Origin of the sequence: Spirosoma endophyticum (assembly GCF_900112365.1) — a bacterium.
Classification (GTDB): domain Bacteria; phylum Bacteroidota; class Bacteroidia; order Cytophagales; family Spirosomataceae; genus Spirosoma; species Spirosoma endophyticum.
On record NZ_FOLQ01000001.1, the window covers coordinates 635,906 to 650,101 of the forward strand.

The 14,196-nt window shown below is 46.2% G+C and carries 16 protein-coding genes and 1 tRNA gene; 10 read left to right on the forward strand and 7 right to left on the reverse strand.

The window, feature by feature from the left end:
- Positions 1–18: 18 nt before the first annotated feature.
- Positions 19–2,277: a phosphoribosylformylglycinamidine synthase subunit PurL gene (gene purL, locus BM202_RS02420; RefSeq protein ID WP_093822860.1), complete on the reverse strand. Its 2,259-nt coding sequence runs from the start codon at positions 2,275–2,277 to the stop codon at positions 19–21.
- 177 nt (positions 2,278–2,454) lie between these two features.
- Between purL and BM202_RS02425 the strand changes: the two genes are divergently transcribed.
- From BM202_RS02425 to BM202_RS02445, 5 genes are all read left to right on the forward strand, one after another.
- Positions 2,455–2,539, forward strand: a tRNA-Ser gene (locus tag BM202_RS02425).
- Positions 2,540–2,823: 284 nt separating this feature from the next.
- Positions 2,824–3,288 (forward strand): Arm DNA-binding domain-containing protein, encoded by a 465-nt coding sequence (locus BM202_RS02430; protein ID WP_093822861.1) that lies wholly within the window; start codon positions 2,824–2,826, stop codon positions 3,286–3,288.
- Between the two features lie 18 nt (positions 3,289–3,306).
- Positions 3,307–4,056 carry a site-specific integrase gene (locus tag BM202_RS02435; RefSeq protein ID WP_177236483.1) on the forward strand — a complete coding sequence of 250 codons (750 nt, stop codon included), beginning with the start codon at positions 3,307–3,309 and terminating at the stop codon, positions 4,054–4,056.
- Positions 4,057–4,172: 116 nt separating this feature from the next.
- A complete protein-coding gene (locus tag BM202_RS02440; RefSeq protein WP_093822863.1) occupies positions 4,173–5,348 on the forward strand; it encodes a hypothetical protein in 1,176 nt (391 codons plus the stop codon).
- 21 nt (positions 5,349–5,369) lie between these two features.
- Positions 5,370–5,603, forward strand: a complete 234-nt coding sequence (locus tag BM202_RS02445) for a hypothetical protein (protein ID WP_093822864.1) — start codon at positions 5,370–5,372, stop codon at positions 5,601–5,603.
- Positions 5,604–6,189: 586 nt separating this feature from the next.
- Here the strand turns inward: BM202_RS02445 and BM202_RS02450 are convergent.
- Positions 6,190–6,765: a dihydrofolate reductase family protein gene (locus BM202_RS02450; protein ID WP_093822865.1), complete on the reverse strand. Its 576-nt coding sequence runs from the start codon at positions 6,763–6,765 to the stop codon at positions 6,190–6,192.
- A 291-nt stretch (positions 6,766–7,056) separates the two neighbouring features.
- On the opposite strand from BM202_RS02450, the gene BM202_RS37040 reads away from it, so the two are divergent.
- Positions 7,057–7,206, forward strand: coding sequence for a hypothetical protein (locus BM202_RS37040; protein ID WP_177236468.1), 150 nt, complete (start codon positions 7,057–7,059; stop codon positions 7,204–7,206).
- Between the two features lie 154 nt (positions 7,207–7,360).
- Here BM202_RS37040 and BM202_RS02455 read toward each other — a convergent pair whose 3' ends face one another.
- Positions 7,361–7,570, reverse strand: a complete 210-nt coding sequence (locus BM202_RS02455; protein ID WP_093822866.1) for a YtxH domain-containing protein — start codon at positions 7,568–7,570, stop codon at positions 7,361–7,363.
- A gap of 429 nt (positions 7,571–7,999) precedes the next feature.
- Between BM202_RS02455 and BM202_RS02460 the strand changes: the two genes are divergently transcribed.
- The 3 genes from BM202_RS02460 (at position 8,000) to BM202_RS37045 (ending at position 9,651) form a co-directional block, all read left to right on the forward strand.
- Positions 8,000–8,764, forward strand: coding sequence for a DUF5958 family protein (locus BM202_RS02460; RefSeq protein ID WP_093822867.1), 765 nt, complete (start codon positions 8,000–8,002; stop codon positions 8,762–8,764).
- A 289-nt stretch (positions 8,765–9,053) separates the two neighbouring features.
- Positions 9,054–9,413, forward strand: a complete 360-nt coding sequence (locus BM202_RS02465) for a nuclear transport factor 2 family protein (RefSeq protein ID WP_093822868.1) — start codon at positions 9,054–9,056, stop codon at positions 9,411–9,413.
- A 67-nt stretch (positions 9,414–9,480) separates the two neighbouring features.
- Positions 9,481–9,651 carry a hypothetical protein gene (locus BM202_RS37045; RefSeq protein ID WP_177236484.1) on the forward strand — a complete coding sequence of 57 codons (171 nt, stop codon included), beginning with the start codon at positions 9,481–9,483 and terminating at the stop codon, positions 9,649–9,651.
- 980 nt (positions 9,652–10,631) lie between these two features.
- On the opposite strand, the gene BM202_RS02470 is transcribed toward BM202_RS37045, so the two are convergent.
- Entirely contained in the window at positions 10,632–10,892 is a 261-nt protein-coding gene (locus BM202_RS02470; RefSeq protein ID WP_093822869.1) for a hypothetical protein, read from the reverse strand.
- Positions 10,893–11,182: 290 nt separating this feature from the next.
- Between BM202_RS02470 and BM202_RS02475 the strand changes: the two genes are divergently transcribed.
- Positions 11,183–11,422 carry a hypothetical protein gene (locus tag BM202_RS02475; protein ID WP_093822870.1) on the forward strand — a complete coding sequence of 80 codons (240 nt, stop codon included), beginning with the start codon at positions 11,183–11,185 and terminating at the stop codon, positions 11,420–11,422.
- A gap of 125 nt (positions 11,423–11,547) precedes the next feature.
- Here BM202_RS02475 and hemF read toward each other — a convergent pair whose 3' ends face one another.
- The 3 genes from hemF to BM202_RS02490 all read right to left on the reverse strand — a co-directional run bounded on the left by hemF (position 11,548) and on the right by BM202_RS02490 (position 13,917).
- Complete coding sequence (gene hemF, locus BM202_RS02480) at positions 11,548–12,489, reverse strand: oxygen-dependent coproporphyrinogen oxidase (RefSeq protein ID WP_093823606.1); 942 nt, start codon at positions 12,487–12,489, stop codon at positions 11,548–11,550.
- A gap of 95 nt (positions 12,490–12,584) precedes the next feature.
- Complete coding sequence (locus tag BM202_RS02485) at positions 12,585–13,250, reverse strand: AlbA family DNA-binding domain-containing protein (protein ID WP_317039667.1); 666 nt, start codon at positions 13,248–13,250, stop codon at positions 12,585–12,587.
- A 190-nt stretch (positions 13,251–13,440) separates the two neighbouring features.
- The gene (locus BM202_RS02490; RefSeq protein ID WP_093822872.1) at positions 13,441–13,917 is read right to left on the reverse strand and encodes a hypothetical protein; all 477 of its coding nucleotides are present in this window, start codon (positions 13,915–13,917) and stop codon (positions 13,441–13,443) included.
- Between the last annotated feature and the right edge of the window lie 279 nt (positions 13,918–14,196).

Here is a 14,196-nt window from a genome sequence, read left to right on the forward strand (position 1 = left end):
ACGTATCGGTTTAAGCGTTTACTTCATTATATTTCCCAACGCATTGTCGTACAGACCTTTTGCCTCGGCAACGGTTAGAATGGTGGCTCCATCGATGATGAAGTTGCCCGTCGTTACGGTGCCCAAATACTTGAACGGAAGGACGGTATCGTCCAGATAGCCTTCTACGTGCTGGCGCTGATCGGGCGAAACAGAAATGATAACCCGGCTCTGACTTTCGCCAAACAGAAAAGCATCCAGCCGATGCCGATCATCCGTTACAACCTGGAAGCCAACATTTCCCGCCATCGCCGATTCAGCTAACGTAGTGAACAGGCCACCATCCGACACATCGTGTGCCGACTGAATCCAGCCGTTCCGAATCAGGGTTCTGATGCCTTCCTGAACCCGCCATTCATCTTCAAAATCGAAGAGCGGGGCTGGTGATGCCGTTACGTTTCGGTAGGAATACAAATACTCCGACGACGCAATATCATTCGTGGACCCACCGACCAGGAAGATCAAATCACCTTCATTTTTGAAATTGAGCGTCATACGGTGCGCCGGATTTTCCATCAATCCCAGCATCCCGATAGTTGGCGTTGGAAACACCGGACCATCATCGGAGCTTTGGTTGTAGAAACTCACATTGCCCCCCGTCACGGGTGTACTGAACCGGCGACAGGCTTCGCCCATGCCCTGCACAGCTTCCACAAACTGCCAGTAGACTTCCGGTACATATGGATTTCCGAAGTTTAGGTTATTGGTCACAGCCAGCGGTTCGCCACCGGAGCAAACGATGTTGCGGCAGGCTTCGGCCACGGCGATCATGGCACCCTGCCGCGGGTTCGCGTTCACATAACGACTGTTGCAGTCAACCGTGATCACAATCGATTTTTCGGTGGCGGGCAAGCCGGGCCCTTTCACCCGCACAACGGCTGCGTCCGACGGCGCGTTGGTGCTCCGGTTCGCCGTGCCCACCATCGAATCGTATTGCTCATAGACCCACTTGCGGGAACAGATGTTCGGGTGCGACAGCAGGTGTTCCGCTACGTCCCTGATCTCATCCGCTTCGAGATCATCTACGTTCGACGGATCGAATTTGGCATACTCCTTAATATAGGCAGGCTCTTTGTATTCACGGTTATATTGAGGAGCGCCACCACCCAGTACCAGATCATAGGCCGGTACGTCGGCAACGAGTTCGCCGTAGCGGTAGAAGTGAATCCGGCCCAGATCGTTTTCGCCGGGAGCCGTCACCTCGCCAATCTGGGCGCAGTTCAGATCCCACTTGTCGAAAATCCCCTGAATGATGTGCTCTTTGCCTTTTTCAATGACCACCAGCATCCGCTCCTGCGACTCGGAAAGCAGAATCTCGAACGGCGCCATATTCGGCTGACGCGTGGGCACTTTATCGAGGTCGATAATCATACCGTGTTCACCCTTCGCGCTCATTTCGGAGGTCGAGCAGATGATCCCGGCGGCACCCATATCCTGAATACCAATCACATAACCCGTTTCAATAATTTCGAGCGTCGCTTCGAGCAGGAGTTTTTCCATGAAAGGATCACCCACCTGTACGGCAGGCAGCTTGTCGGTCGAAGCGGCCGAGATATCTTCCGATGCGAACGTAGCGCCGTGGATACCATCTTTCCCGGTTGCCGATCCAACAATGAACACCGGATTTCCCACCCCGAAGCTGGTTGCTTTCGCCGATTTACCCACCTCCACAATACCCGCCGAGAACGCGTTGACGAGTGGATTGGTATTGTAACTCTCATCGAAAAACAGTTCACCCCCTACCGTTGGAATGCCGAACGCATTGCCATAATCGCCGATGCCTTTAACGACCCCCCGCAGCAAGCGTTTGGTTTTCGCCAGTTCGAGGTTCCCGAAACGTAGCGAATTCAATTGCGCAATGGGCCGGGCACCCATCGTAAAAATATCGCGGTTGATACCGCCCACACCCGTTGCCGCGCCCTGGTAAGGTTCCAGCGCCGACGGGTGATTGTGCGATTCGATTTTAAATGAGCAGGCTAACCCATCCCCAATGTCGACCAGACCCGCATTTTCTTCTCCGGCTTTAGCCAGCATCCGATCAGAGTCGCGGGGCAGGGTTTTGAGCCAGACAATGGAATTTTTGTAAGAACAGTGTTCCGACCACATCACCGAGAAGATACTGAGTTCAGTAAAATTCGGGCGACGGCCTAAAATTTCGGCGATTCGGTCAAATTCTTCGGGTAACAGGCCCAGCTTTTGGGCGGTTTCAAGCGAGGGTAGCGATTCGGTAGCGTCCATGTTATCTAATTGTGAATGAGCGAGTGGCAGAAGGAATGACTAGCTGAGACAAATCTCAGGCACTACGTTTACACGTCGCTCATTACTCATTGAATAGGACAAAATTAGGGTTTTTGCGTTAAAGAGGGCGGTCATGGGTTGACAAATCTCCGAACGTTCGTATATTTGCACCCAGAAAGAGAGATGGCAGAGTGGTCGATTGCGGTGGTCTTGAAAACCACTGACTGTAACAGGTCCGGGGGTTCGAATCCCTCTCTCTCTGCAAATAGCTCATTTTAACGTCCAGGTGCCCGATACAAAACCCGTATCGGGCTTTTTTTTTGCCCTTTTTTCCCGTTTTACCCCCCATTTTTTATTCGAAAGGCAAAGTTGGTGGCACCCCTTTCTCCCAGGTGGCACCCCTTTACATAATTCTTTTTTCACATGAATCGCCATTTCCTACCGCTTAATATACATAGGACTATTTGCCTAAACTTTTGGCATTTGCCAACTATTTAAGTTCCCCCAAACTCTCACCTGGCCGCGTTGCACTAATCGCAACGCGAAATGAATCTTTACAGAATGGAAATCAGCTTTTGGAAACACAAAAGCAAACAGGCCGGCAAAGCGCAACTCTACTGCCGGATCACCATGGATGGCGAACGGGCCGAAATCGGCAGCACGGGCCTGACTATCTACACCGACCACTGGGATGGGGAGCGCATCTCGGATCATGATCCGGAGGCCTTTTTCAAAAACGAGCAGCTCGATATCATGCGCAACCAGCTCCGGGCCATCTTCAATGATTTTTTCCGAAAGAAAGAAAAGATCACCCCCGCCAAGATCAAGCGGGCCTACCTGGGCCAGACCGTCAACATTACCCTGCTCTCGGCCTTCGCCATGTATCTAAAAGATAGCGCGGGTGATGAGGAGCGAAACCTGAAAGAAGCCAGCCTGGAGGTGTACGACAATGTGCGAAAGAAACTCACTACGTTTCTGATTGAGGAAAAAGCGCTGGATCTACTGGTATAGGATTTCGATCTATCCTGGGTGAAGAAATACCGGCGCTGGATGAAGCAGGTGCCGCTCGATGGTGGCAAGATCGGCCATGCTGACAGCTACGTGGTCAAGCACGTGCAGACGATCAAAGATGTTCTCATCTGGGCCAAACTCCACAAAATTGCCGATGACAATCCCCTGGAAGGCCTGCGCATCAAAAATGCCGAATATGGCGATCCGGTGTTTCTAACCAATGAGCAGTTCGAACGGTTACGGGCCCACAGCTTTTCCAATTCGAACCTACAGGAGACGGCCGACGTGTTTATCATTCTCTGCCGGTGCGGCTTTCACTACGGCGATCTGGAGGACTTTGTGAAGAAGCACAACACCGCGCTCCGGAAGGGTGTCGACGGCGAGCTCTGGCTGATCAAGGACCGCATCAAAACCGAAGTGGCCACCCGGGTTCCGCTCTTCGATGAAGTGAAGGATATCGTGGCCAAGTACGGCGGCTGGGAAAAGCTGCCGATCCGGTCCCTGACCCAGTTCAACGAGTGGCTCAAGTTCGTAGCGGCCGCGCTGGATCTGCCCGCCGACCTCTCCAGCAAAGCCGGCCGCAAAACCTTCACCGATTGGTGTTTCAATACGCTCCTGCTCAGTACTGACTCGGTAAAAGTCGTCCTGGGCCGAAAGTCGGATAAAGGACTCGAGGTCTACGGCCGGCCCGATGAGCGCCGGGTGGCAGCGGAGCTGGAGGCCAGCCAGGTGCTGCAGCAGCGAAAGAAAGAAAAGGATTCTCACTAACTAAGCCCAGTCAGATTGACTGGGCTTTTTCGTTTTATTGAATGCAAGCAATACCCGCTGATACAAAATTTGTATTAATTAGAGCAAAAATTGACAATTCTATCTACCCATAAACCATGACAACTCAAGATTACGAAGTCGCTTTCGATAAATTCATTCGGAAGGAAACGTTAAAAAAAATAAAGCGAGAAATTGGTCGCTTCGATACAGAAGAGCTCGATGTGGAGAAGCAACTATTTTTTGATGCATTTAAGAATAACCTACAAGACCGCATTAATTTACATCAACACAGTAGGCAAACCGCTGCCAAGGGAAAAATGCCTTATGTTCATTTTGACCTAATCGATAGCTTAACGTTCAATGCCTTAGCTGGATTTGATGAATTTGGCAACGAGTTTATTGGGGTAAATTATGGCACAGTACTTATATTACTCGATACGTTTAATCGGATGATGGCCCATGAAGAGATACTACCAGAAATTGGCTCTGCCTATCTGGAAGAATCCCCCGATCGACTCCCCAAACTACCGACCAGTTACGTAGAAATAGAAAGTCATTATGACACCTTTGATCTGTCATCAGTCGTTTTGCCTATTGATCCAATCCGAGAAGAGCACGCGGCAGTACTTACTGAATTTGCACTATTTTTTTTAGTAGAACACGAGTTGTGCCATTTACGAAATGGACACGTTCATTACTCTAATTCGCTAACTAGTCAATCTTTTATTATGGAATTTGATTCCGATACAGACGTTGACTTAATACCACTTACAAGTAAAGTCCTGGAATGGGATGCTGATTCCTGGGCATCAGTTCAGGGGGTAGGATTTTTATTTCAAAGCATGCGATTTTCTCCTGATGCGTACCAAGAAATTCGGGAAAAATATGCCTCTACAGAAGTCGGACTTATGTTTAACTGGGGCTTTGCCATCTGGGTAATGTTTCGATTGATTGATAATGTACGCTCAGAAAACTCAGAATTTTACCCTATACCAAAAATTAGATTACATTCATCAATTATCACAGCTTCAGGAGCAGTAAAAAGAGAAGAAGGAGATGCTCACTTTGAGGAATTCGTAAGCTTGATTCGGCCAATATTTGAAACGGCAGAAACACCTATTGGCTTGATCACTAATCAGACAATTGAAGGCTTTGAAGAGATAAATTTATATTTTTATGGCAAACCTAAGCCTCCCGAGATTGATTACTTACCTTTATATGAGGATCATTGGCGTGAAGTAGTAAAACCAGGGTTATTAATGCATAGCCGAGCAACAGATTTGCCTGATTAATCACCATAAAAGTCATTAATCATGTCCATCATAAGTAAAACATTGATAGTAGGCGATCAACTGTATGCACAAGGCAGTTGGGGGATTGTTGATGCAACTATTGTAGAGATTACCGAAACAGAAGCCGTAAGTGATATAGGCTTTCGCTTTCCCAGAATCTTTACTAACGGGTTTCACTTCCCAAATGACGGCAAAGGCTATTCAATGGATTTTAACTTTTGGTTCTTAAACAGTCATAAGCCTGCATATAAGTAAGCACAGTCTTTTGTATTATAGTTATGGAAATTAGCAATGCCTGGCTAGGCCGCCAGGCATTGCTAATTTCCAAATGGTACCAAAAAACGGTCGTATTATCTCACTATTTCTGGGTTTTAAGAAATCGCTTCGATGAGTGGCTAAGTAGTTTGATTGTCCAGTACGAATAATGTAAGTTTGATTAACTTCGATTTTGGCCGTTTTATCAAACCCATATACCGTCCTCATTTTCTCCGAGGTCGTACGGAAATTGGCTTGACAAATCGTATTCCTTCGGGTTTTTCGGACTTATCGCCATTCTTGAAATACGCTTCTACCGTCTCTTTATCCTCAGCCATGCACTTTAGTATGCTACTCTCAGGTTGATTGAGTGTTAAGGTCTTATTCATATCACGAGCTTGTAGTGATTGAAAGTAATTATGACAAACATAGAACAATCAATCCGATCGAATAGTATCAAATACCGATGGAAATAAAAAGCCTGGCTCCGTGGCCAGGCTCTGTTGTGCAATTGAAATAGTGACTAAAATTACCTCTGTAGGTTTCGACCAGGAGACACGCCTAATTCGTGTTTCCGATAACAGACTTAAGCTCGCAGCGGTCCAACATACCGGAACGTGTTTATGAGCACGCCCGTGGATGTAACCTTCGTGCTGACGAAAGCGAGTTCGCACGGGTCGACACTGTCCGAAAAAAAGCGTTTGCCCCGGCCCAGCAAGACCGGGTAGACAAGCAGCACAACCTCGTCGGCCAAGCCCTGGTCGAGCAACACCGACGTCAGGGTTGAACTTCCCCAAACGATCAGGTCAGGGCCGTCCGTTGACTTGAGGCCGCGAATACTTTCTATGTTGTCCGCGCCCAAGTTCCCGACCGGACCCCATTCGAGGCTGTCCGGCCGGTGGGTCGCTACGTATTTCGTCGCAGCATTCAGCCTGTTCGCGATTGGACTATTCCCGGCCTTGGGCCAGTAGGCGGCCCATAAATCGTAGGTATGGCGGCCAAGCAGCAGATCGAAGACGCTGCCCTGTGCCTCCATAACGGCTTCCAAGCCAGCCGGACTTCGATAGGGTGTCGTCCAATCGCCATACGCGAAGTTTTCATCGTTTTCATGCTGAATCACGCCGTCCAGTGAGATGTGTTCAATGATTCGGATCGTTCTCATGTTGTTTGCTATTCGTTTACTGGTTGCACAAAGTTAACCCCGACGAGGGCCGGGGACGAGGGGGAATCATGACAATATAAGGGCGTTTTTATGACCAGTTGTGCAAGTACCAATGGGAAGTATTCATGTACAGAACGTTCGCTCAGAACCATGCAAAGGTTCACTGAGCGTTAGTAGAAACCACGGTCCAACGTAGCGGTGGCACGTCCCTGAGCGAATGGCCTGACAATAAAAAGACTCATTTTGACTTACGTAATGTAGCTCGTTCAGTATCTTCGCCAAATCACCAGTATGGTAGACAGCCCCATGTTAGTAGACAGCCCAACCACCGATCCCGATCCAGAACCTGATGAGGACCTCGACGATCCATACGTGCACATTGTATCAACTGAGGAGTTTGTGGAAACTGCCGAAAAGGGCAGTCAGGAGCCCGAAGAATGAAAATCGGCCAGGTATGGTTATTTAAGCTAGACCAGCCTTGCAACCGACAGCTCAGAACGGTATCAGTATGAAAAACGAAGCCTTGATCGTAAAAAATCAAGGCTTCGTCTTGTCAGGTTGAGTACGCTTAACGTAGGCTGTTTATCGTGTGGGTTTATGAACGCACGCCAGCAATGGCGTTTTCTGCTATAGCTAGCGTCTTATCCCATTGCTTACTCATGTTTTTGGTCAATTCCTTTGTTTTCTTGTCAAAGGCCTTCACCATCTTTTTGCGATTTTTCTTCCCTGAATCAGGAGCTGTCAGGTAACCGATCACCAGCCCTGCAACGACGCCTGTCAGGATACCCGTCAAATAATTTTTCATGGTCAATTAAATTTTAGTGGTGAATGCTTGCGCACGATTTTGGTACAAAATCATGCCAATTACTTAAAAAAAAGCCAAAATCTCTAGTTAGCATCCGGCCAGACTAACCTACGGTCGCCAGCCAGGAAATTACCCTGTTTTTTATCCGGTAGCAAAATTTCATTCACGTTGTTGCTATCTGAGGAGAAAATCGACTTGCTTTCCCTTTATAAAAAACGTAGTATCATCTCGTCAACACGTAATCGCTGAATTTGAAGGCTTGGATTCGATGGAAACGGGCTATGGTTATGAAGATACGCTATAACCAACTCCTGTTTTCAAGGTATGAGGCCCCGTTGCCAGTTGGCAAAAATGCGGGTATGTACCTGTTTTAGCGAGTAGCTTTTTTACATGTACTCCTGTTACGTAGCCCTTGTAAACAACACCCGAATGAGCTTAGAAGAGGAAATAGCGTTTTATCGATTCGGGCAGGGAGTCCACTCGGACGTAGCACTGCTTGAGGCTTTTAGTCATCTGGATGAGGATAAGAAAAGGGAACAGCTACTTGATTTCTCGTTTCTGGTAAGGCGAACAGCGCCTGTTGACTCCGATGTTGAGCAGGCGCTGGCTGGTAGTTCTTTAGGAGCAACCTATACGCCCTGCTTTGTCCTGAAGAAGATGGGATTTCGGTTAAAGCTTGATCCAGTACTGTCAGACGAAGAGCTGGAAAATCATTATACGTTCCTATTGCATCTGTTCAAAACAGCCTATCAACGACAGTTTTCCCAGGAAAGAGGAAACCCCGCCAAGTGGTGGTTCAGCGATCTATCGAGCCAGGAACTAGTACAGGACATACTTACCAGGCATCAGGCGTTACTTGTGGAAATATATGATACTCCCAGCTTTCGGAGCGAATTTATCAGCCTAGCTAAACTCTGGCATGACGATAAACTCGCGAAACAAGCCATGCGCCAGCAACCAGCGCCCATTCATCAGGACCACTTTGCTTTCATTACGTATGACGAGATGGTAACCAGTATAATCAAGATGTATGACAACAAGACTATGCGTGCTATAGACCTTCTGTTCACTTCTGTCGGCAAAGCCCTTTCACTACGTTATGGCTTATCCTCTGAGCAAGCAAGGCGCTTAGCGCTGGAAGTCATTGATCGACACATGCAGGAAACCTATGGCACGGGGCTTTTTGAGAAATGATCTTTGCCAATCAGTTTTTGATTTCACCACTTTTCATTTCTAATCAGGTACGTCCTGCTCCTGATTCATGCCTGTGATTGGCATGTACCCACACTTCCCGGTGATTCTTCCCCTAGATACCCACTTAAGTTCACTCCGGCAACTGAAAACGACAATTCAAGGACGCTATGGTGCCAATCGGGCTATCGCTTTATCAAGCAAAACCTACATAATCTCAACTTTCGCCGACGCCAGCTGCCTGTAGATCTGCCTTATTTTTGACAATTAAAAATCGAGACTGATCTATACCATGGATTACCAGGACCTACTTAACCGAGCCTATCAGGCTTTCAACGCCAGAGATATTGATTCTGTGCTGGCGCTAATGCATGCCGACGTTGATTGGCCTAACGGCTGGGAGGGTGGTTACGAACACGGGCATAATGCTGTACGGACGTATTGGACGCGACAATGGCAGCAACTCGATCCCCGTGTTCTTCCAATTTCATTTCAACTAAGGCCTGATGGCAGAATCGAAGTTGTAGTCCATCAGGTTATTAAAGAGTTGACAGGAAAAATCCTGGCAGATGAGCAGGTCAAGCACATATATACGCTGAACGAAGGAAAAATAGCGAGGATGGATATTGAACACGTTGCCAACAACAGCTGACACGAACAGGCCAGATCATTGCTTAACTACTTTTGTTGGCAAACGAGTTAACGGCTGTAGGTCAGCAATGAAAATCTTCACCCTTATCAATTATATCAACCGGATTCTCATTGGTATATGGGGCGCCATTGTGCTCTACTATATAAGCAATCGCTCAGGGCATTCGGATGGGACAGGCCAGGGCCTGGAGACCGCCGTTCCTGGCATAGGCTTTTTTTATTCCTGCCCGTTGGCTTGAATCTGCTTCCCTATCAATAGACAAAAATCTGTGCCCTGGTTATCGTTGGCTTACTTCATTGATGGCTCTACAACCGCGATTAATGAGGTATAATCTGAGCCGTGTAAAAAAAGTCGGTACCCTCCTGAATATCAGCTCGATCATAGTTATAAATTGACAGCTAGCTGATCACCTACTCTATAAGTAATTTTAAGTCGATCAATTAAAACCAGGAGCAACGCCCTCGTGCTTCACCTTCCAACGGTTTACTTCTTACCAAAAACTAATCGGAATCAACCTACCTGCTTTTAGTGGCAGCAGGTTTAACGTAGGTCAATACTTAGCACAACCCTTTTTATCTAGCAGAGATCTATTGAAAGCATAATTATAAACAGGTAATACTACGTTGAGCCATAGCTGTATAATTACCTGATAGTGCGTATATTGAATACAGTGAGTTTATAAGAACCAATAAGTGAAGCTCTGCCAACAGGATGGCAAACTATAACTCAGTCTATCACATCAGCACAATCATTGTTACCTTTTAGGAGATTTTTTTAGTTTCGGAGACCTAATCGGGCATCTTATACACCAGTTTAGGAGTATGTATAACCGTTTGTACGATAAGCCTGGTTGATGATCCAAGCTTACCGTACTTTTAAACTCAATCGCCATACGAACTACTACTAATGAGTAAACCTGTACTGATAACGCTGCTAGCTACTCTGGCTATGCTACCTTTATGTCTGTTTGGTTATCTCGATTCGTTTGTGATGACACCAATATGCTTATTCCTTTTGTTATGCCTAATGGTACTGGAAGCCTATAAAAAGAAAGGCAAATAAAACATATACAACTACTACAGGAAGACATTTAGTCTATGTTGTCCACAGGAAGCTATAGTACATTTTATGACAACAACTGAAGTGGTATGGCACCGAAATTCTCATCACCGGAGTTACGGTGATGAGAATTTCGATGAGCGAAAGGTCTAGTGTTGTTTAAGCAAAGTCATACACCCTCACATCTTCCTTGGCAGGCGTATCGGTTTTTTCCAGTACGTCAAGCACGGCATTGGCAAAGGCAACTTTATCCGACTTTCGATACTGCTCAACTCGAACCGCACCCGAAGGTGCTTTGAAGTATCGGTTAACTTTTTGGCAGGCAGCCCACACTTCAGGGTGCAACTTGATTTTATACTGGCGGATAGGTGTGTCAGCACTGAACCAGAGATTCGCGATATTTTTTACTATCAGTTTCATTACATTACAGAGCCCTTTGTTCGCAGAGAAACGTTGAATTACATACAATGTTATAAAAAATCTTTGGTATTAATCAAAGTTTAATCTTTTATATAGAAAGAAATAGTGGCAGAAAGTTGAATTTGTGCACTAAATAAGTATCAAAAATGATGGAATAGTATCATTATCAGGCTCGTACAATAACGTCTAAACATTCCAGAAAAATGCTTGCTTTTTAGTAATCTCCAGCGAATCTCTTCAGCAGATCAGTCGTATTTCCTACCTTTGCCGTCCCAACTTAATGCAGACACATGAATAACAACAAAAAGGAAATTGAACTGGCTAACGAGCTAACCCATAATGTCAACGATGCTCTGAACAGAAAAATCGAAGAGCGGTTTCGGGCTGCGCTGTTCCTGGCAGACCCCAGTTTAAATATGGATACGGTCATCGTGATCAGCAACGTGGAGAACGATAATGAACTAACCGTTGATGGGGTAGACGACGATACAATTGACAAGGCGATGGTTATCTTCGAAGCTGAGCAGTAGTAAAAAGGCCCGACTCAAGCGGCCGGGCCTTTATATAATCCCATAATATAGCTTACAACCAGTCTGTACGTCACGGTGGGAGACTACGTTGCAAAGAGAGAAGAAAAAGGCGTAGCGTGGATCAATTACGTCCACGCTACGCCTTTTTTGAGCAAGCCTACAGTTTGCTCTTCCTGGCTACCGGGTTCGGGCTGGAAATCGTATACCCAGTTAGCCTGGGGAGGCATACTCATCAAAATAGATTCAGTCCGGCCGTTGGTTTCGAGGCCAAATTTAGTACCCCGATCCCAAACTAAATTGAACTCGACGTAACGCCCCCGGCGTAGAAACTGCCAGTTTTTTTCGCGTTCGCCAAACGGCAGCTTACGATTTTTCTGCATGAAGTATGTGTAGATAGGCGCGAAGGCGTTGCCTACATCCTGCACAAAAGCGAATAGATCCGCTTTGGGCACGGCATCAGTTGGCTTCAGGTAATCGAAGAAAATGCCCCCGATACCCCGGGTTTCCTGGCGGTGCGGAATGTAAAAATAATCATCAGCCCAGGCTTTGAATTTAGGGTAGTAGGCTGGATCGTGCCGATCACATACTGTTTTAAGATATTGATGAAACCAGCGGGCATCTTCGTCTACAACGTAGTGGGGCGTTAAATCAATACCACCACCAAACCAGCTTTGACCGGTGCTCATCTCAAAGTACCGAACGTTCATGTGAATAATCGGCACCATCGGGTTTCGCGGATGCAGCACAATCGAGACACCCGTAGCATAAAAATGGGGCGTAGCGTCTCCTTTTTGATCCATCAGATTGAGCGAACGTAGCGTGGACTCCGTGGCTTCCCCCTGAACAGCCGAAAACCCAACCCCCCCCTTTTCGATAATGGTTCCGTTGGTGAGGGTACGTGAGCGTCCTCCGCCCCCACCAGGTCGCTCCCAAGCATCCTCCCGAAATTGTACAGCCTGTTCTTCCCCCTGACCATCTGCCTTTTCTAATGCCTGACAGATGCGATCTTGCAGGTCCATAAAGAAAGCCGTAATTGTTTCTTTTGTAATGAGTTGTTCCGAAGTCATCATGCGGGCAAAGTTCGCAGTTTTTTGTCAGGGTGATGTATAAACCACGTTCTAAATAGACTGATAGATGCTTTTCACCGAACTATATAACTCACCTATTCGGTCAGTTTCAGTGCATAGCGCACAGGACGCGATTTGTCAATCAGGAGTAATAGGCCCTGTTCGGCGAGTTGACGCAGGAGCTTGCCAGCCCGGTAATCAGAAATATTGATTAGCCTGGCGAATTTGTCAGCCGTCACATCGTCATTTTTTCGCAGGTACTGAATTAACGTACGCGCCATTGGCGATTTTATAAGTTCAGTATTGGCTATTTCCGGCGCAATAATCAATTTATTTGTGGGTACTGATTTATCTTTTGCCCGGACGTAGATTGTTCGTTTTCCGGCTTCATTCAATACGTAGTGCGGCTTCTCATTGCTTTCTAAAACGCTGACTACCAACACCATTCGACCGTCGGGGGTTAGTGTTTCATAGCTAATCGTGAGAGCTGGTTCAACTAATCGGTCGGTCGCATCTTCAATCTTACTCACCTCACGAAACTCCGATGGTACGCCCACGATTTTTCCATCATCATTGACACCGATGAGTATGATTCCCCCCAACGTATTAGCAAAAGCAGCCAATGTCCTGGCAATACGATGCGACGACGAAAGATGCCGTTTGAACTCTAATCGTATATTTTCTTTCTGAGCAATAAGTTCTTCGAGTTGATCACGGGTCATAATCAGGTAACCGGAGCGGTAGCCTATTGTTGTCTTCAACTATAATTTTGAGATGAAAAGAGCGGCAAAGGTAAAGGCCAGGTTACAAACAGACTAACGACTGTTAAATTCAGTTGGCTAGGGCTACTCTACAGCATTGCAAATAAAAAGCGGACAACTCGTCCGCTTTTTATTTGTCACAATAGGTGCGACATAAGAAAAATCTCTGTACACCAATTGAATAGCTTTCTTAGGCTACTGTTTTAGGTTTGCGACCCCGAGGCTTACCTGTATATTCAGCTTTTGGACTTTCGTTAGCTAGTTTCAGTTCATAGCCTGTTACACCGTCGCTATATTCGAAGGATTTAACCATAAACGTATGTTTTGTATTTGCGTAGTCAATGCCTCCCTTTTGTAGAATATAGGGCAATGCAACACTATAGCTTTTAGCCGCTTTTTCCAGTTCGAATGTCTCCTCTTCGCCCTCAGTACCAGGAATCAGGTAAAGGGATTTAATTTTCCGTTTCCCTTCCTGAGTACCTATTTTAAACTGATTGCTTTGCGGATCTAAACCTAATTGAGCGATCGTTTTATCGGGGAATACCAGCTTTCCCGTTGACGAAATATAGCCAGTAGCGGGAATAACCTTAGCTACTTTTTCCTTTTTTTCCTTCTTAGATTCGCTGTTCTCATTAGGCGAAAAGAACCGAATTTGCTTAGCTTTCATTCGTTAATTTATTTATTGTTCTTAAAATATGCAACGTGCAAATATAGTAAGTCTGAATACCAAAAAAACAATTTATCATCGATAAGTTAAAATATGTCAAATTAGGAATCAATTTACCTATTCTTCTTTGCTAACAATAAATTAGATATATATTATTTCCTTTGGGCAAAGAAAACTTCTAAACAGGTTCAATGTACTACGTAGTAAGTTTGTATAACAATGTGAGTTTTCCTTATTTATCCGCTTCTGGTGATTCAAGTAGCTTGTAAGAGCAGCTAG

Coding starts and splice junctions, on each gene's coding strand:
- BM202_RS37040 (WP_177236468.1), top strand. CDS start 7,057: ATGGTAGACAGCCCCATGTTAGTAGACAGCCCAACCACCGATCCCGAT.
- BM202_RS02450 (WP_093822865.1), bottom strand. CDS start 6,765: ATGAGAACGATCCGAATCATTGAACACATCTCACTGGACGGCGTGATT.
- BM202_RS37045 (WP_177236484.1), top strand. CDS start 9,481: ATGAAAATCTTCACCCTTATCAATTATATCAACCGGATTCTCATTGGT.
- BM202_RS02475 (WP_093822870.1), top strand. CDS start 11,183: ATGAATAACAACAAAAAGGAAATTGAACTGGCTAACGAGCTAACCCAT.
- BM202_RS02445 (WP_093822864.1), top strand. CDS start 5,370: ATGTCCATCATAAGTAAAACATTGATAGTAGGCGATCAACTGTATGCA.
- BM202_RS02460 (WP_093822867.1), top strand. CDS start 8,000: ATGAGCTTAGAAGAGGAAATAGCGTTTTATCGATTCGGGCAGGGAGTC.
- BM202_RS02440 (WP_093822863.1), top strand. CDS start 4,173: ATGACAACTCAAGATTACGAAGTCGCTTTCGATAAATTCATTCGGAAG.
- hemF (WP_093823606.1), bottom strand. CDS start 12,489: ATGACTTCGGAACAACTCATTACAAAAGAAACAATTACGGCTTTCTTT.
- purL (WP_093822860.1), bottom strand. CDS start 2,277: ATGGACGCTACCGAATCGCTACCCTCGCTTGAAACCGCCCAAAAGCTG.
- BM202_RS02465 (WP_093822868.1), top strand. CDS start 9,054: ATGGATTACCAGGACCTACTTAACCGAGCCTATCAGGCTTTCAACGCC.
- BM202_RS02490 (WP_093822872.1), bottom strand. CDS start 13,917: ATGAAAGCTAAGCAAATTCGGTTCTTTTCGCCTAATGAGAACAGCGAA.
- BM202_RS02430 (WP_093822861.1), top strand. CDS start 2,824: ATGAATCTTTACAGAATGGAAATCAGCTTTTGGAAACACAAAAGCAAA.
- BM202_RS02455 (WP_093822866.1), bottom strand. CDS start 7,570: ATGAAAAATTATTTGACGGGTATCCTGACAGGCGTCGTTGCAGGGCTG.
- BM202_RS02470 (WP_093822869.1), bottom strand. CDS start 10,892: ATGAAACTGATAGTAAAAAATATCGCGAATCTCTGGTTCAGTGCTGAC.